The sequence below is a fragment of the Myroides sp. LJL115 genome, from assembly GCF_054871665.1.
The window spans coordinates 1-18,395 of record NZ_JBTXLS010000027.1 but is presented as its reverse complement, the minus strand read 5'-3'; the positions used below and the strand labels follow the sequence as shown (position 1 = coordinate 18,395).

Here is an 18,395-nt window from a genome sequence, read left to right as displayed (position 1 = left end):
AACAACGTTAAATGTGTTGGATTTTCGATTGACATATTTTGACTAATGTAGAGTATAAAATAAATTTTAAGTAAATTTTGTTAGTATAGGTGTGTATAAAATGCGAATTTGATTAGGTGCAATGCAAAAGGCCACCTATGTTTAACAAAACAATGGGTGGCCTTTGTAAATAAACTAAAAAAGTTTTAACGTTTCTTGTTTCTATTTCTAGAATGCGTAATGATTGCTTTCCACAAGTTTTTTAGCAATTGTTTCACGTAACTCATCTACATTAGGTAATTCAGGGTATTTAGTGAATCTTCTAAGTCCCATTAACATGATGCGTTGTTCATCATCCTTGGTAAAGCTACTAATGGCTTGTTTTGCCTGTGAAGAAACAATATCTACCGCATGGTATAAATATAGTTTAGCCATAGCAATTTGTTCTTGTACATTTTGCTCTCCTTTTTCTTTAGCTAATTTCTCTGTACGTAATATAGCGCTCTCTGCCATGTAAATTTCAATAATGATATCAGAGGCATTTAGTAAAAGACCTTGATGTTTTTCCAATTCTGGACCAAATTTTTGAACTGCACTACCACAAACCATTAAAAATGCTTTTTTAAGCTTTTCAATCATTTCTTTCTCTAAGGCGAATAATTCATCATAATCAGGAGTGTCAAAACTAGGGATACTCATTAAGTCATCTGCCACAGCCATAGCAGGTCCTAAAAGATCTACATGGCCTTTCATTGCTTTTTTAATAAGCATACCAATACTTAACATTCGGTTGATTTCATTGGTACCTTCATATATACGCGCAATTCTCGCATCTCTCCAAGCGCTTTCCATTGGTGTGTCTTCTGAGAAGCCCATTCCTCCAAAGATTTGGATCCCTTCATCGGCTGTGTTTTGGACATCTTCCGATACAGCTACTTTTAAAATAGAACATTCAATAGCAAATTCCTCTACTGCTTTTAATTCTGCTTGTTGTTCTGACTCTCCTTGAGCAATTCTTTGTTCAATTCTAGCTTGAATATCACCTGCAGCTCTATAACAAGCTGATTCTCCTACATAGGCATTGGTTGCCATTTCTGCTAATTTACTTCTTATAGCACCAAAGCTTGAAATAGGGGTGTTGAACTGTATTCTTTCATTGGCATATTGAATGCTTTGATTGATTAAACGTCTTTGGGAATCCAAACATGCTGCTGCAAGTTTAATTCTTCCCACGTTTAATGCATTCATTGCAATTTTGAATCCATTTCCTCTTTCTGAAAGCATATTATCTACGCTTACTTTTGTATTATTGAAAAATACTTGACGGGTAGAGGAGGCTCTAATACCAAGCTTATGCTCTTCTTCTCCTAATGTAATACCATTGCTGGGATCATTCTCTACAATAAAGCCAGTAATGTTCTTGTCGTCTTCGATACGTGCAAATACTATAAAAAGATTGCAAAAACCTGCATTGGAAATCCACATCTTTTGTCCGGTAATTTCATAATATTTTCCATCTGCGGATAAAACTGCTTTTGTTTTCCCACTATTTGCATCCGAACCAGCATCTGGTTCAGTTAAACAGTAGGCTCCAAACCACTCTCCTGAGGCAAGCTTAGGAACGTATTTCTCTTTTTGTGCCTGGTTTCCATACAAAGTAATTGGCATAGTCCCAATTCCAGTATGCGCCCCAAAGGCAGTAGAAAAAGATCCAGTTGCTCCAGAGATGTAGTCACATACTAGCATCGTGGATACAAATCCCATGCCTAATCCACCAAATTCTTCTGGAACAGCCACTCCTAAAAGGCCTAATTCTCCCGCCTTTTGCATACATTCCTTGGTAAAGGCATAATCTTTATTTTCAAATCTAGCTTTATTAGGCCAGATTTGCTTGTCGATAAATTCCTTTACCATATCTCGCATCATTAATTGCTCCTGGGTAAATTGTTCTGGTGTGAAAATAGCCTCACTTGGGGTTTGCTTAATTAAAAACTGACCACCTCTTGTTATATCTGTATTCATTTGTTTGCGGTTTTTTGGTTAATTAATAGTTGGTTTTGGTTAAATGGTTTTGGTTTATAATATTTCGTAGATACCTGCGGCTCCTTGACCCGTACCCACACACATACTAACAAGGCCGTATTTATTGCCTCTTCTTTTCATTTCATCAAATAGTTGTACCGATAGTTTAGCTCCTGTACATCCTAGTGGGTGTCCAAGGGCAATAGCACCACCATTTACATTTACTATTTCAGGGTTAATATCTAACTCTCTTATCACAGCTAAGCTTTGAGCTGCAAAGGCTTCGTTTAATTCTATAAGCTCGATGTCCTTTAGGTTTAATCCCGCTTGTTGTAATGCCTTAGGAATGGCTTTAACTGGCCCGATTCCCATAATACGCGGTTCTACACCACTTGCTGCGTAGCTTACCATTCTAGCAATAGGTTCAATATTTAGTTCTTTGACCATTTGCTCAGACATTACCATAACAAAGCTAGCACCATCGCTCATTTGAGAAGAGTTACCGGCTGTAACACTACCGTTTAAAGCAAATACTGGACGTAATTTGGCTAAAGCCTCTAGGGAAGTTTCTTTTCTTGGTCCTTGGTCCAAGGTAACTTGGTAATCTTTGGATTGTTTTTTACCTTTCTCATTCACAAAGACCTCATGTATCTTAATAGGTACAATTTGCTGGTCAAACTTTCCTTCTTTTTGTGCCTTGAGTGCTTTTTGATGCGATTCAAAAGCAAATCTATCTTGGTCTTCTCTAGAAACTTTAAACTCATTGGCTACTGCCTCAGCCGTTAAGCCCATTCCCCAGTAGTAATCCTCATGACCTTGTTTGGCAACTTTATAATCAGGCGTAGGTTTATACCCTCCCATAGGAATGAAACTCATACTTTCTGCGCCTCCAGCGATAATACATTGAGCCATACCAGATTGTATTTTTGCAACTGCCATTGCAATAGTTTCCAATCCTGAGGCGCAATATCTATTTACTGTAACTCCAGGTACATCATCGACCTTTAGTCCCATTAAAGAAACTAATCTTCCCATGTTTAGTCCTTGTTCGGCTTCGGGCATAGCATTTCCAACCATTACATCATCAATTCGCTTTTTGTCAAATTCAGGTAATTGACTCATTAAGTATTCAATGGTCTCGGCTGCTAATTCATCAGGCCTTTTAAAGCTAAAGACTCCTTTAGGAGCTTTACCAACAGCCGTTCTATATCCTTTTACTATATATGCAGTATTCATGTCTTACAAATTTTAGTGTTTAAATTAATTTCTAAGTGGTTTACCCGTTTTTAGCATATGCTGGATTCTTTCCAAAGTCTTTCTCTCTCCACAAAGCGAAAGAAAAGCTTCTCTTTCTAAATCCAATAAATATTGCTCACTTACATAAGTTGGTTGAGATAAGTCTCCACCAGCCATAACATAAGCTAACTTATTGGCAATTTTTCTATCATGTTCGGAGATATAGTGACCAGCCATCATACTATCGGTACCCACTAAGAACATTCCAAGGGCTTGTTGGCCTAACACTTTTACGTTATTTGTTCTAATTGGTTGAGTATACCCGCGTTTGGCCATAAGTAAGGCTTCTTCTTTCGCTTGAGTAATAAGAAGGTTTTTATTAACTACCACTATGTCCTTGTTTTTTTGTAATAAATTAAGATCATAAGCTTCATAGGCTGAGGTAGCCACTTTAGCCATTGCAATAGTTAAGAAATTTTCTTGTAAAACGTTTAACTCTACATCGTTCTTGCGATATAAATCTGAAGCGCGAAGACTCATCTCTTTGGAACCTCCACCTCCTGGGATTAAACCAACCCCAAACTCAACCAATCCAATATAAGTCTCGGCCGAAGCTACTACTTTATCGGCATGAAGACTTAATTCACATCCACCTCCAAAACTCATCCCAAAAGGAGCAGCGACAGTAGGTATAGCACTATAGCGCATACGCATCATAGTATCTTGGAAGGTTTTAATTGCTAAGTTGAGTTCTTCCCAATCTTGCTCTGCAGCCATCATGAAAATCATCATTAAGTTGGCCCCCACAGAGTAGTTACTTCCTTGGTTGGCAACAACCAATCCTTGGTACTGTTCTTCGGCCAAAGTAATAGCCTTATTTAATCCTTGTAAAACTCCACCACCAATGGTGTTCATTTTAGAATGGAACTCTAGGTTAATAATACCATCACCTAAATCAATAATAGAAGCTTCTTTATTAGACCAAATGGTATTTTGTTTTAGATTTTTTAGAATAATAAAGTTCTCTTGCCCTGGTATAGCTTTGTACTCTTTAGTAATTTGATCATAAAAAAGCGCTTTACCATTTTCTACCTTATAAAAGCTTTGATTGCCATTGGCAATCATTACCTCTATCCAAGGTGGAATTGTGTAGCCGTGTTTTTTAGCCAATTGTGCGCCTTTTTCTACTCCGATTAAATCCCAAGTTTGGAAAGGTCCATTTGCCCAAGCGTAACCTGTGCGTATGGCATTGTCAATGGCATAAAGATTATCGCTAATTTCCGGTACCCTTTGACTTACATAAGAGAAAAGACTCCCTAAGTGTTTTTGGATAAATTCTCCTGCAGAGCTTTGATCCTGTAGTAGAACTCCGATTTTCGCTTTTGTACCAGATACTTGAGAAGCAGCTTGTAAAACACTTAAATTAGCTCTTTGTATAGGACGGTATTCTAAGGTGTCTAAATCAAGAGCATATCGAAGGGTTTCTCCCTTGTCATTGATGGTCTTATAATAGAAACCTTTTTTAGTTTTATCTCCTAAGAATTTATTTTCCAATAAAAAGTCTAATACCTTACTGTCTTTTAGCTGGGCAATCATGGTATCATTAGGGCAGTTTTGTTTAAGCCCCTTAGTTACATTATATGCAGTGTCTAATCCAACTAAATCGGCAAGTTTAAAGGTTCCTGTTTTTGGTCTACCTAAGATAGAACCCGTTAAACTATCGGCCTGTTCAATTGTAAGGCCAAGTTCTTGGGCTAATTGCATTACCATTGCCATGGAATATACCCCAATTCTATTTCCAATAAAACCAGGAGTATCCTTACATAATACCGGTGTTTTACCTAAATATAAACTAGAATAGTTTTCAAAAAACTCAATTACTTCTTTATTTGTATTAGGCCCAGGGATAATTTCAAATAACTCTAAATACCTTGGAGGGTTAAAAAAGTGAGTTCCACAAAAATGAGCTTGGAAGTCTTCACTTCTGCCCTGTGCCATTAAATGGATAGGAATACCAGAGGTATTAGAGGTAATTAATGTACCTGGTTTTCTGTATTTTTCTATTTTTTCAAAAACAGATTGTTTTATATCTAGTCGTTCAACAACTACCTCAATAATCCAATCACAATCTTTTATTAATCCAAGATCATCTTCCATATTCCCTGTAGTGATTCTTTGGGCAAACTTTTGATCGTAAATAGGAGAGGGTTTAGAACGTAAAGCATTAGCTAAGTGAGTTTGAGCAATACTATCTCTAAAGGCTTTGTCTTGTAGAGTAAGACCCTTTTTTTGCTGTTCTTCGCTTAGGGAATCCCCGACAATGTCTAAGAGCAATACCTGTAATCCAATATTGGCAAAGTGACAAGCAATAGCTGATCCCATAACTCCGGATCCTATTACAGCAACTTTTTTAATAATTCTTTTCATACTTTATGGTTGGTTTGGTTAATAAATTAATAGTTAAATAAAATTATTCTGATTCAAAAATACCCTTGTCGCTAATCAGGGCATTAATAAGCTCGGCAACTTCAAAAAAATGCTTAATTTTTTCAGGTTCAATTTTTTGACGAATCATTTCATTGAAACGCATTACCTTTTGTTTGGATAATTCTCTTTTCTGTACTCCTAAAGGAGTTAGGCGTATAATAACTCCACGTCCATCATTTGGATTTTTGGACTTTGTAATAAGACCATGCTCTTCCATTTTTTTTAATGTTCTAGTAAGGCTTGTTGCTTCCATTCCCATGCTAGGACCTAAAGCTGTAGAGGAGGTTCCCTGTTTATCAATACTCAAAAGGGCAAATGCTAAGGACATACTTGCGCCGTATTTAGAAGCTTCCTCATTATACATTCTAGAAACAGCCCCCCAAGTGGCTCTTAATACATAATCTATTGTTTTATCTTTCATAATGGTTATATGGTCTTAATCAAATATAAAAAAAAAATAGTATGCGTGCATACTATTTTCTATTTATTTGTAACTATTTTTATTTTAATTGCTTGGATGATAGATTTTTTGGTACAAATCTTTATACATCTCAATGATTGGTTTTCTCTTTAATTTTAATGTAGGGGTAAGCTGACCTGCGTCAATACTCCATACATCTGGTGTTAATTCAAAACATTTTACTTGTTCCCATTTACCGAATTTAGGATTGATTTGTTCAATTTCTTTAGAAATACGATCAATGACTTGTTGATTGCTAATTAAATCTTGGTTAGTAGGACCAAGGGGGATTTGTTTGCGTCTAGCCCATTCTCTAACAAATTCAAAATTTGGTTGAATTAAAGCTGCAGGCATTTTCTCTCCCTCTCCAATGACCATGATTTGTTCGATAAATCGAGATTGTTTCATGATGTTTTCTATCATCTGAGGAGCTACATATTTTCCACCAGAGGTTTTAAACATTTCTTTCTTACGATCGGTTATATGTAAGAAGCCCTGTGCATCAATTTCTCCAATATCTCCAGTATGGAAATAACCATCTATAATACTTTCTTTGGTTTTTTCTGGATCTTTGTAATAACCAAGCATTACGTTAGGGCCTTTACAAAGGATTTCTCCATCAGGTGCAATCTTTACCTCTACATTGTCAATAGGTTTACCTGTGGTGCCAAATTTAAAACCTCTATTGGAGATCTGTTGTACTGCAATAACAGGTGAGGTTTCCGTTAAACCATACCCTTCTAAAACAGCAAAACCAGCGGCGTTAAATACCCTAGCTAATCTTTGTTGTAAAGCAGCACTTCCCGATACAATCACTTTCATATGTCCTCCTAGTGCTTGTTGCCATTTTGAGAAAACTAATTTTCTAGCGATTGCCAATTGAAAATTATACCAAAGTCCTCTATCATAAGGTTCATATTTAAAACCTACTTCTAAAGCCCAAAAGAAAATCTTTTTAGAAATGCCATGTAAAGCGCTTCCTTTAGTAAAAATCTTATCATAAACTTTTTCAAGTAACCTTGGAACAACTGTCATCACATTAGGTTGTACCTCTTGTAAGTTTTCTCCCATTTTATCAATGCTTTCGGCAAAGTAAATAGACACCCCAGAATATTGGTATAAATAAATAATCATTCGCTCGAAAACGTGGCAAATAGGTAAAAAGCTTAAACCTCTATAGTAGTCCTCTCTAGTAAAGGGAACTCTAGGATAACTGCCAATGGCATTTTGTAAAATATTGTTATGCGATAGCATTACTCCCTTAGGTCTACCTGTGGTACCAGAGGTGTAAATTAAAGTAGCCAAATGATCCGGTGTTATGGAATCCATAATACTTTTTACCTGGTCTTGGTTAGATTCATCCTGGCCCAAGGCTAGTAATTCATCAAAATTCTTACATCCCTGTATATTGTCAAAACTATAAATCTCTTTTATATTTGGCAATTGGTCTTTCACAGAAATTAACTTATTGTAAATCTCTATATCTGACACAAAACAATAGGTAGAGTCAGAATGATTTAGAATATATTGGTAATCTTCAGCCGATATAGTAGGGTAGATTGGTACGTTTTGTGCACCAATTTGCAATATCCCAATGTCAAGTATATGCCATTTGGTTTGGTTATTGCTAGAAATCACAGCAATTTTCTCATCCCTTTGTACACCAAGTTTCAGTAATGCTCTTGAAATGCTATTAGCTTGATTGATGTATTGTTGAGTTGAGGTTTTATTCCATATACCATTTACTTTTGTAACTAAAGAGTCTTCCAGGGGGAAATTTTCTAATTGAAAATACGGAATATCAAAAAGTCTTGTAGGATTTGTCATGTTTATGTAATTAGTTTATGCAAAATATGAAAAATAATCTATATAAACTATAGAGCATTAAAAAATGTATTAGTCTAAAGTTTTAACTAAATTTGTACTTTCTAAAAAATAAACCAATCTACATTATGTTATCAAATCGTTACCGATTAAATGAAATGCTTGTGTTTTTTTACAGGCTGTTTTTAGCATTTTTCTTTTATTTTGTCGCAAGGGTACTATTTTACCTGTATAATGCGGACCTTTTACAAGTAGAATCCATAGGAGAGTTTTTAACCTTAGCTTACCATGGAATTACCTTTGATAGAATGGCTATCTTTTATGTGAATAGTTTATTTATCTTACTTTCTATTCTTCCCTTTTTTGTACAAACCAAAAAAGGTTTCCAAAAATTCTTATTTTGGATTTATTTTATTCCTAATCTTTTGGCCTATGCCACTAACTTTATAGACTTTATTTACTATCGTTTTATCTATGCCAGAACCACTATTGCTGTTTTAGATAGCTTAGAGCACGAAACCAATAAAGTTACTTTATTTTGGAATTTTACCACAGCTTATTATGACGTGTTACTGTGGTTTTTAGGATTGTCTGTACTATGGGTTTTCCTATATAAAAAAGTGCGATTTACACGTGTAATTAAAGTAGAATACAAAAGATCCTATTGGATTAGTAGTCTTGTTATTTTTGTAGGAGTTATGATAGGATTTGTAGCAGGAGTAAGAGGGGATTTGAAAAAAACTACTCGTCCTTTGAATATAATTGATGCAAATAGGCATGTACAAAAGCCTGAGCATGCGGACATTGTCCTTAACACACCCTTTGCTATATTACGTACCATAGGTAAGACTAGCTTTAAGAAAGTGGATTACCTTAAGCAAGAGGATTTACAAAAGCATATTAGTTCTTATAAGCAATATACTACCAATGAACCAAGTTCTCCAAATGTTGTTTTATTTATTTTGGAGAGTTTCTCTAGAGAATATATAGGAGCTTTTAATGAAGATCAAAACATCGAAAATTTTATAAGTTATACTCCTTTTGTAGATTCTTTGGCTCAAAATAGTTTGATATACCCAAATGCATTTGCCAATGGTTATAAGTCTATTCATGGAATGTCATCTGTTATTGCAGGTATACCTTCTTTTAAAGATGCTTTTACTTCTTCCCCCTTTCCTAAGCAAAAGATAGAATCACTAGTTTCTACATTACAAAGCAAAGGCTATGATACTTCTTTTTTCCATGGCGCACCTAATGGATCTATGGGCTTTTTAGGGTTTTCTAATATTTTAGGCTTTGATCACTATTATGGATTAAATGAATTTAATAATCCAAGTGAGTTTGATGGAACATGGGGGATTTGGGATGAACCTTTCTTCCAATATATGGCCGATGAATTATCGGAAAAAAAGCAACCATTCTTTGCTACACTATTCTCAGTTTCTTCTCATGAACCTTTTAATATACCACAAAAGTACCAAGGGAAATTCAATAAAGGAAATCAGCAGATTCACCAAACTATTGGGTATACGGATTTTGCACTTCAAGAATTTTTTAGAAAGAATCAAAATGAGCCTTGGTTTAAAAATACTCTTTTCATTATAACAGCCGATCATACCAATCAGGTGGATTATCCAGAGTATTTAAAGCCTGTAAATAGAACTGCTGTACCTATCTTAATCTATAGCCCAAGTCAAGATTTAAAGGGTGTAGACAAACGCCTAGCTCAGCAAATAGATATCTATCCTACTGTATTGGATTTAATAGGGTACCAAGAGCCATTTAGAAGTTGGGGGAGAAGCCTTATTAATGATACCATTGTAGAACCATTTACTATTAATTATAGTTTTAATGAGTATACTTTTCAGCAAGGAGATTACATATGTCGTTTTAATGGTAAAGAAGTAACTGGTTTTTACCACATTGATGACAAAGCTTTAGAAAATAATTTAATAGGACAGAAAAATCCTCAAATGCAAGAACTGGAATTAAATACCAAAGCATTTATTCAAGATTATTTCCAGAAGATTATCGATAAACAATTGGATTAAAAAAAAGCATCGCTCTGTTTAACTAACAAAGCGATGCTTTTTTTTTACAGGAACTTCTAAATACTATTCTCTGATTTTATTATCTATTAAAAGTTGTTCAGCACGCTGAGCATCCTTTTGCTCTACTAGAACATTAACAGCATTATCTGCCGAGACAAAACCAGCTGTAATAGAAGATTCAATATCGTTGCGAATGATATAAGGTATATTGTTTTGCTCTAAAATTTCTTTTACTGCTAAAACCATAATTTCACTACCTGAGTATAATATGACGTGATTCATAATAGATGTTTTTATTTCAATCTAAGATAGATGTTTTTTTTGACTTCTAAAAATTATCTTAAATTAGATGTTAATATTATATACTGTCACTTAGAGGTAGGTATCTAAAATAATAAAGCTAAAAAGTAGACAGTAGTAAAATGGGATTAGAGTAGTTCTAATCCCATTTGCTTTTTATTCACTATGATTTCTAAAAACTAACTCATTGTTAAAGGCATCTAGTAAGATGATACTGTCGGATTTTACATTCCCAGCTAAAATCTCTTTAGATAATTTATTAAGTACTTCTTTTTGAACTACCCTTTTAACTGGTCTAGCTCCAAATTCAGGCTCATAACCCTTATCGGCTAAGAACTCTTTAGCCTCAATGGTTGCTTCCATAATGATGTTTTGTGACTTAAGCATATTTATTACACCTCTTAGTTGTAAATCAACTATTTGTAAAATGTTGTCTTTATTTAAAGGAGTAAACATTACTACCTCATCAATACGGTTTAAGAACTCTGGTCTTACGCTTTGTTTTAAGACATTAAGAACTTCAATTTTAGCTTCTTCAGCAGCTGTTTCAAGATCTAGAGTGTCTTCGAACTTTTCTTGGATAATATGACTACCAATATTGGATGTCATAATAATAATGGTGTTTTTAAAATCAGCTAATCTTCCTTTATTATCTGTTAAACGTCCTTCATCTAGCACTTGTAACAGAATATTGAAGGTATCTGGGTGAGCCTTTTCGATTTCATCTAATAGAACCACAGAATATGGTTTTCTTCTTACTGATTCTGTCAATTGTCCACCTTCATCATAACCTACGTATCCCGGAGGCGCTCCAACTAATCTACTTACGCTATGACGCTCGCTATATTCACTCATATCAATACGAGTCATTGCGTTTTCATCATCAAATAAGTAAGTGGCTAGGGCTTTGGCTAATTCAGTTTTCCCCACACCTGTAGTTCCTAAAAATAAGAAGGAACCAATAGGTTTTTTAGGATCTTGTAAACCAGCTCTACTTCTTCGTACCGCATCACTTATGGCTTGAATTGCCTCGTTTTGACCAACTACCTTTTTGTGTAATTCATCTTCTAAATGAAGTAGTTTTTCTCTTTCTCCTTGAAGCATTTTAGTTACAGGAACTCCTGTCCATTTTGCTACAACTTCAGCGATATCCTCACTAGTTACTTCTTCTTTAATTAAAGAGGTACCATTATTACTATGGTCTAAAGCTTCTTGGGCTTCTACTAGTGCTTCTTGAGAATCTTTGATTTTACCGTAACGCAGCTCAGCTACTTTACCATAATCTCCCTCTCTTTCGGCTTTTTCTGCCTCGGCTTTATACTGCTCAATTTCTTGTTTAATGTTTTGAACACGGTCTACTACCTCTTTTTCACTTTGCCATTTGGTAAAAAGATCGTTTCTTTCTTCTTTTAAATTAGCAAGTTCTAAGCCAAGAGATTTTAACTTATCTTCATCGTCTTCGCGCTTAATGGCTTCTATTTCAATTTCCAACTGCATTACCTTTCTGTCTAAAACATCCAGTTCTTCAGGCTTAGAGTTGATTTCCATACGCAATTTAGCTGCAGCCTCATCCATTAAGTCAATGGCTTTGTCTGGTAAATAACGATTGGTAATATATCTTTCTGATAAGTTTACGGCAGCAAGAATCGCCTCATCTTTAATTCTTACTTTATGATGGGCTTCATACTTCTCTTTAATACCTCTTAAAATAGAAATAGCACTCTCTGTATCTGGTTCATCTACAATTACCTTTTGGAAACGTCTTTCTAGGGCTTTATCTTTTTCAAAATATTTTTGGTATTCATCTAAAGTTGTAGCTCCAATAGAGCGAAGTTCTCCTCTAGCTAAAGCAGGCTTTAAGATATTGGCAGCATCCATTGCCCCATCTCCACCACCAGCACCTACTAGAGTATGTATCTCATCAATAAAAAGAATAATATTCCCCTCTGCTGAGGTAACTTCTTTTACTACTGACTTTAATCTTTCCTCAAACTCACCTTTATATTTAGCTCCAGCAATTAATGCTCCCATGTCTAAGGCAAAAATCTGTTTGTCTTTTAAGTTTTCTGGAACGTCATGTTGCACAATACGATGTGCTAATCCCTCTGCAATAGCTGTTTTACCAACTCCTGGTTCTCCAATTAACATTGGGTTGTTTTTTGTTCTTCTACTTAAAATCTGAAGTACTCGTCTGATTTCTTCATCTCTACCAATAACTGGATCTAACTTTCCTTCATTGGCTAGTTTAGTTAAGTTATTAGCATATTTGTTTAATGAATTATAAGTGTCTTCTGCAGAGGCAGAGGTAACTCTTTCTCCATTTCTAATTTCTTGGATAGCTGCTTGTAAATTGCTAAGACTAACTCCTTGATCTTTTAGAATTTGAGCTACTTTACATTTGGATTGGAAAATAGCTAAAATAAGGTGCTCAATAGATACAAATTCATCTTTCATCTCAAGGGCAATAGCTTGAGCTTGATTCATTGTATTTGTAGCTTCTCTAGAAAGAGTAATTTGTCCTCCTGAAACTTTTGGAAAACTTTGTATAGTCGCCTCTAAAACGCTTTTAAAGGTTTCTATATTAATGTTTAATTTCTTTAATATAAATGGAGTAACATTCTCATCTACTTCCATTATTGCTTTGAAAATGTGTTCATTCTCAATTTGTTGTTGTCCTAGTCCTTGGACAATCACTTGGGCACGTTGTAAGGCCTCTTGTGATTTTATGGTAAAATTATTTAAATTCATTTTCTTGTTTTTTTTGGTTAATAATAGTTGTACAAATAATATTCCATAGTTAAATATAAGACATTTTGTCTATTTTTTATGTTAATTATTTAGCTTAATAAGACATAATGACTTATTTTAGCTTTTTATTAATGAATTTTATTTAAAAATTGTCATATGAATTGGATTTTTATAAAACACAAGCAGCAAATCGATGAACTTATTTCGTTTTCAGAGCAAAAAGCAGTTATAATCTTTAAAAATTCACCTCGTTGCTATATCAGTAAATTTGCTTTAAAAAATTTTGAACGCGTATTTACAAATCCTACCGATACCAATTGTTATATGGTAGATGTAGTGGCTAATAGAGAAGAATCTCAAGCCATAGCTCAAGTGTTTAGTATAGAACACGAATCTCCTCAGATTTTAATTATCTATAAAGGAGAAGTAGTATATAGTAACTCCCATGAAGGCATAGATCCTGGGCAAATAGAAAAGCTTTTACTTAGGATCTAGAAAAAACATACAGTAATTGGGTAAATGTCCAATTACTGTATGTTTTGGTAAGTTATATCTATACTAGAGACAATTCGCTTATTTGTCTTAAAGTCATCGGAGTGTAAAATCTCCAAGATTTCATTTGCAAGCAGGGTAGATTTAGATAAATCTTCTTGTATATCACTTTGGTTTGCAGAAATACTTATTCCATCACAATCTATTTGATTTTTAGCATTGGAACTACTCTCGAAAATCTTGGTTAATCCAACAGCGAAAGAGTTGTCATTGTAAAACTCTATATTCTTTATTATAAATTCCTTTTCTTGGGGATTGACCTGTAGAGAAAAGAATACACTTTGAAAATCTTCTTGGTCTTTTTGTTCTAGTACATAGGTAATTAATTCCTTTAGTAAAAGATCTAATTCTACTTGGCTTTGGGCTGAGGTTAAATCCTTATTGCTATAGTGGGCTTTGAGTACTTTACCTTTCTTTGTTTGCATTAAGGTAAAGACTTTAGCATCTAGCATTGGTAAATGGGAAAAACTGGGTATTGCACTTAGTAGAGTAGCGCATAAAAGTAATTTTTTCATTGTTTTTTGCTTTAAAAGGTTGTATTTACCCTAAATTACAAAAAAAACAAGCATCCTTTACATGCTATAAAAAAAAGAGACTGAAATTAGTCTCTTTTTTTAAAGTTTAAACTAGTAAGTCCATTATTGGAAAAACTATATTTTAAACCTAACAGGTGTTGGCAATTAACGAAGGCTAGTGTTTCTAGCACAACATCCTATCTTTTTAATTTTTTAGATAAGATTGTCTTTATATAGACTTTCTCCTTTTGTGTTAAGACAAATGTAGTTGGATAAAAGAGTACTTACTGTAACTTAAGTTACACTTCAATATATTATATTAAGTAGCTAATTAGAAATAGTCTAGTATGTAGTACTGTTAAGTATACTACTACCTCTTAGAATAGAAAAGTAGTTAGGACACATCAAAATCCACAGAATTTTTAATATCTAGCTTTATTAAGGAAAAAACTTTATGGTAAGTTTATAGATAATATCTAGCCAAAGTTAAGACAGGGCTTTATAGTATGGGGTTTTACCCAAATTAAGAGATTCTAGCTACTTTGGATATAGCAAAGTTATGGAGGCAGTTTTGGCTACAGGTTTTTCAAATAAAGATTTTGGCAAGGGCAATAGCAACAAATGGACTTTAAATAACAGTAGCAGATGTTTTTTAAATTAACTCTATCAGTTATAAGGTATATATTTAAGCAGAAAACTAATGAAATGGTTAGGTTTTCTTTAAAGATGTTTTTGTTTTTATGATTTTGATTTAAACAATATATATTACTCTTATATATTTACCAGAATAATGATAGATATATTAATAGTAATTTAAATGTATTTTTTTTTGTTTTTATGCTTTAATAAGTTATTTTTACTACGCTATTAAAAAGATTATCTATCATGAAAATTAGGTTGAAAAATGTTTTTTTATCTTTGGGATTAGGTATTATCACATTGAGTTGTAAACAACCTCCTGTTGAGTTAGAGCAGCATATTTTAACTCCTATGTTTGACAAACAAGTAAGTATTGATTCTCTACTTTTGCAAACTAAGACAATAATAGATGCGAGTTCCGCTAGGCAAACCGATACAATTGTAAAAACGTCTCAGATGAAATGAAAAGTTTTTAAATTAGTATGTTTGTTTTTTGAGAATCTTAATGATATCGGAATAAAAATAAGCCCCAAAATGTATATTTTACAGTTTGGGGCTTTTTTTATATAAGCGTATTAATCTTATTTTTTAAACGGATCACAAGGTAGAAGCATATTGCTTACTTGGCCGAAGCCAACTCTGACATGATCGTTTTGACAATATCCTTTAAAAGTGATGGTGTCATAATCTTGAATAAAGGTTCTTGTGATTCCACCTTTTAACTCTAAAGGCTTAGTTCCAGCCCAAGTTAATTCTAATAGCGAGCCATAACTAGATGGTTCACTCCCTGAAATGGTTCCCGATCCCATTAAATCTCCAGAGTTTATTGGACAACCATTAATGGTATGATGGGCTAATTGCTGGTTCATGGTCCAGTATAAATATTTGAAATTACTTTGTGCAATTAGGTTATCTTCTTTGTCCTTTGGAGTGAGGTAAACTTCTAGGTGAATGTCGAAGGCATTATCTGTACTTTGTTGTAAGTATTCCAATGGAGTAGGCTCTTGTTTTGGACTAGCCACTCTAAAGGGTTCTAATGCATCTAAAGTAACTACCCAAGGAGAAATTGCCGTAGCAAAGTTTTTTGATAAGAATGGACCTAAAGGTACATATTCCCATGTTTGAATATCTCTAGCACTCCAATCGTTTAGTAAAACCATACCGAAAATATGATCTTGAGCATTATCCACAGTAATGCGTTCTCCAAAATGATTGGCATCTGCAGTAATAAAGGCAGTTTCTAATTCAAAGTCAATTCGCATTGAAGGTCCGAAAACTGGGGTTTTTGCATCTTTGGGTAATGTCTGTCCTATTGGGCGTTTGATATTTACTCCACTTGGAATAACACTTGAACTTCTACCATGATATCCCACAGGAATGTGCAGCCAATTGGGTAGTAGGGCATTATCAGGGTCTCTAAACATTTTACCTACGTTAGTGGCGTGTTCTTTACTGGAATAAAAGTCCGTATAATCTCCAATAAACACAGGTAATTGCATTTCTACTTCATCTATGTTAAAAACAATGGCTTCTCTGTGTTTTGTATTATTTTGTAAGGTAGGATTGTTAATGTCAAAGATATCTGCAACCGCATTGCGTACTGCTCTCCAAGTTTTTTTTCCACTAGAAATAAAATCGTTCAAAGTGTCTTGTAAAAATACATCATCTGTTAAATCAATGCCCTTAAAGTAACCTAACATCTGTAAGGCACTTAAATCTATGGCATAATTTCCTATACGAGTACCTATAGTTATTACGTCATCTTTTGTGATAAAAACCCCAAATGGAATATTTTGAATTGAAAAATCACAGTCTTTCGCGTAATTCAACCAAGATTTCCTAGTAGGATCATTTGCGCTAATTATCATAATTTTTTTATTTAGTGTGTTAATACTACCAAATATATAATTAAGCAGGAATATAACAAACGTTTTTTGTACATTTGGTTTTAATTAAAAGAAAAACACATTAAATAATGAGAAAAGACACAGAAATTTTTGAACTTATTCTTGATGAGCAGGATAGACAAATTCATGGTATTGAATTAATCGCATCGGAAAACTTTGTTAGTGATGAGACAATGGAAGCTGCGGGTTCTTGTTTAACTAATAAATATGCTGAAGGGTATCCAAATAAAAGATATTACGGAGGATGTGAAGTAGTAGACGTTGTAGAGCAAATCGCTATTGATCGTGCAAAAGCTTTATTCGGAGCAGAGTACGTAAACGTTCAACCTCACTCAGGTTCACAGGCTAATACAGCTGTTTATGCTACATGCTTAAAACCAGGTGATAAAATTTTAGGTTTTGATTTATCTCATGGAGGACACTTAACACACGGTTCACCAGTAAACTTCTCAGGAAAACTTTACAATCCAGTATTCTACGGAGTAGAAAAAGAAACAGGACTATTAAACTACGATAAAATCCAAGAAATTGCTACTAAAGAGCAACCAAAAATGATTATTGCTGGTGCTTCTGCTTTCTCTAGGGATATCGATTTTAAACGTTTTAGAGAGATTGCTGATAGCGTTGGTGCATTATTAATGGCAGATATTTCTCACCCTGCAGGGCTTATTGCAAAAGGTTTATTAAATGACCCAGTTCCTCACTGTCATATCATTACTACAACTACACATAAAACTTTAAGAGGACCACGTGGAGGAATGATTATGATGGGGAAAGATTTCCCTAATCCATTTGGAATTAAAACTCCTAAAGGAGAAACAAGAATGATGTCTTCTTTATTAGATAGCTCTGTTTTCCCTGGAAACCAAGGTGGGCCTTTAATGCATATTATCGCTGCTAAAGCAGTAGCTTTTGGAGAGGCGTTAACAGATGAGTTCTTCCATTATACTTTACAAGTTCAAAAGAACGCTAAAGCAATGGCTGAAGCTTTTGTAAAAAGAGGATATGACATCATCTCGGGAGGTACTGATAACCACATGATGTTGATTGACTTAAGAAACAAAGGTATTTCTGGTAAACAAGCAGAAGAAGCTTTAGGACTTGCTGAAATTACAGTGAATAAAAACATGGTTCCTTTTGATGATAAGTCTCCATTTGTTACTTCTGGAATCCGTATCGGAACTCCAGCTATTACAACAAGAGGTCTTAAAGAAGAAGATATGGAAGTAATTGTTGAGTTAATCGATAAAGTACTTATGAACAAAGACAATGAAGAAGTTATAGCTCAAGTAAAAGAGCAAATCAACGAAATGATGGCTGAAAAACCAATGTTCGTAATGTAGTATTAAACTAGTTTTATACACATAATAAAATGCAGAAGTAAGCTTATTTACTTCTGCATTTTTTATGTGTGCCCAGCATGGACAGTAACTCTAGGGTGCAAGTCCCGAACACGCCTTTACAACGGGAAGTGTTAGCCAAATGCAAGGGTGTCCATCGTGAGGTGGAATCTGAAGGAAGCGCTAGGCAAACCCTTGACCTGACGAACAGAAACTATATCAGGCCCAATAATATCGGATAAGGTTGCATAACAAACTAAAGTCCAAAGTTGTACGGAGATATTTAGGGTAAATATAGCAGGTATATGAGGGGAAAGTTACTGTTCTTACCTGGG

At 34.3% G+C, this 18,395-nt stretch carries 13 protein-coding genes; 4 read left to right on the top strand and 9 right to left on the bottom strand.

Annotation, left to right across the window (positions count from 1 at the left end; all coding sequences use genetic code 11):
- Positions 1-207: 207 nt before the first annotated feature.
- The 5 genes from ACYSNX_RS07970 to ACYSNX_RS07950 form a co-directional block, all read right to left on the bottom strand.
- The gene (locus tag ACYSNX_RS07970) at positions 208-2,001 is read right to left on the bottom strand and encodes an acyl-CoA dehydrogenase family protein (RefSeq protein WP_461754150.1); all 1,794 of its coding nucleotides are present in this window, start codon (positions 1,999-2,001) and stop codon (positions 208-210) included.
- Positions 2,002-2,055: 54 nt separating this feature from the next.
- On the bottom strand, positions 2,056-3,237 hold the full coding sequence (locus tag ACYSNX_RS07965) for an acetyl-CoA C-acyltransferase (RefSeq protein WP_461754149.1): 1,182 nt from the start codon (positions 3,235-3,237) through the stop codon (positions 2,056-2,058).
- A gap of 24 nt (positions 3,238-3,261) precedes the next feature.
- The gene (locus ACYSNX_RS07960) at positions 3,262-5,664 is read right to left on the bottom strand and encodes a 3-hydroxyacyl-CoA dehydrogenase/enoyl-CoA hydratase family protein (RefSeq protein WP_461754148.1); all 2,403 of its coding nucleotides are present in this window, start codon (positions 5,662-5,664) and stop codon (positions 3,262-3,264) included.
- Positions 5,665-5,707: 43 nt separating this feature from the next.
- Positions 5,708-6,145, bottom strand: a complete 438-nt coding sequence (locus ACYSNX_RS07955; RefSeq protein WP_461754147.1) for a MarR family winged helix-turn-helix transcriptional regulator — start codon at positions 6,143-6,145, stop codon at positions 5,708-5,710.
- An 84-nt stretch (positions 6,146-6,229) separates the two neighbouring features.
- Positions 6,230-8,011 (bottom strand): AMP-dependent synthetase/ligase, encoded by a 1,782-nt coding sequence (locus ACYSNX_RS07950; RefSeq protein ID WP_461754146.1) that lies wholly within the window; start codon positions 8,009-8,011, stop codon positions 6,230-6,232.
- 125 nt (positions 8,012-8,136) lie between these two features.
- Between ACYSNX_RS07950 and ACYSNX_RS07945 the strand changes: the two genes are divergently transcribed.
- Positions 8,137-10,059, top strand: a complete 1,923-nt coding sequence (locus tag ACYSNX_RS07945; RefSeq protein ID WP_461754145.1) for an LTA synthase family protein — start codon at positions 8,137-8,139, stop codon at positions 10,057-10,059.
- Between the two features lie 63 nt (positions 10,060-10,122).
- Here ACYSNX_RS07945 and ACYSNX_RS07940 read toward each other — a convergent pair whose 3' ends face one another.
- Both ACYSNX_RS07940 and clpB read right to left on the bottom strand, forming a co-directional pair.
- On the bottom strand, positions 10,123-10,341 hold the full coding sequence (locus ACYSNX_RS07940) for a putative signal transducing protein (protein ID WP_461754144.1): 219 nt from the start codon (positions 10,339-10,341) through the stop codon (positions 10,123-10,125).
- 174 nt (positions 10,342-10,515) lie between these two features.
- Complete coding sequence (gene clpB / locus ACYSNX_RS07935) at positions 10,516-13,107, bottom strand: ATP-dependent chaperone ClpB (RefSeq protein WP_461754143.1); 2,592 nt, start codon at positions 13,105-13,107, stop codon at positions 10,516-10,518.
- A 156-nt stretch (positions 13,108-13,263) separates the two neighbouring features.
- Here clpB and ytxJ point away from each other — a divergent pair, with 156 nt between their 5' ends.
- The gene (gene ytxJ / locus ACYSNX_RS07930) at positions 13,264-13,602 is read left to right on the top strand and encodes a bacillithiol system redox-active protein YtxJ (protein WP_461754142.1); all 339 of its coding nucleotides are present in this window, start codon (positions 13,264-13,266) and stop codon (positions 13,600-13,602) included.
- Positions 13,603-13,634: 32 nt separating this feature from the next.
- Here the strand turns inward: ytxJ and ACYSNX_RS07925 are convergent, their stop codons facing one another.
- Positions 13,635-14,174 (bottom strand): hypothetical protein, encoded by a 540-nt coding sequence (locus ACYSNX_RS07925; protein ID WP_461754141.1) that lies wholly within the window; start codon positions 14,172-14,174, stop codon positions 13,635-13,637.
- A gap of 885 nt (positions 14,175-15,059) precedes the next feature.
- On the opposite strand from ACYSNX_RS07925, the gene ACYSNX_RS07920 reads away from it, so the two are divergent.
- Positions 15,060-15,278, top strand: coding sequence for a hypothetical protein (locus tag ACYSNX_RS07920; RefSeq protein ID WP_461754140.1), 219 nt, complete (start codon positions 15,060-15,062; stop codon positions 15,276-15,278).
- A gap of 116 nt (positions 15,279-15,394) precedes the next feature.
- Here the strand turns inward: ACYSNX_RS07920 and fahA are convergent, their stop codons facing one another.
- Entirely contained in the window at positions 15,395-16,681 is a 1,287-nt protein-coding gene (fahA, locus tag ACYSNX_RS07915) for a fumarylacetoacetase (RefSeq protein WP_461754139.1), read from the bottom strand.
- 107 nt (positions 16,682-16,788) lie between these two features.
- Between fahA and glyA the strand changes: the two genes are divergently transcribed.
- Complete coding sequence (glyA, locus tag ACYSNX_RS07910) at positions 16,789-18,063, top strand: serine hydroxymethyltransferase (RefSeq protein WP_461754138.1); 1,275 nt, start codon at positions 16,789-16,791, stop codon at positions 18,061-18,063.
- Positions 18,064-18,395 lie beyond the last annotated feature (332 nt).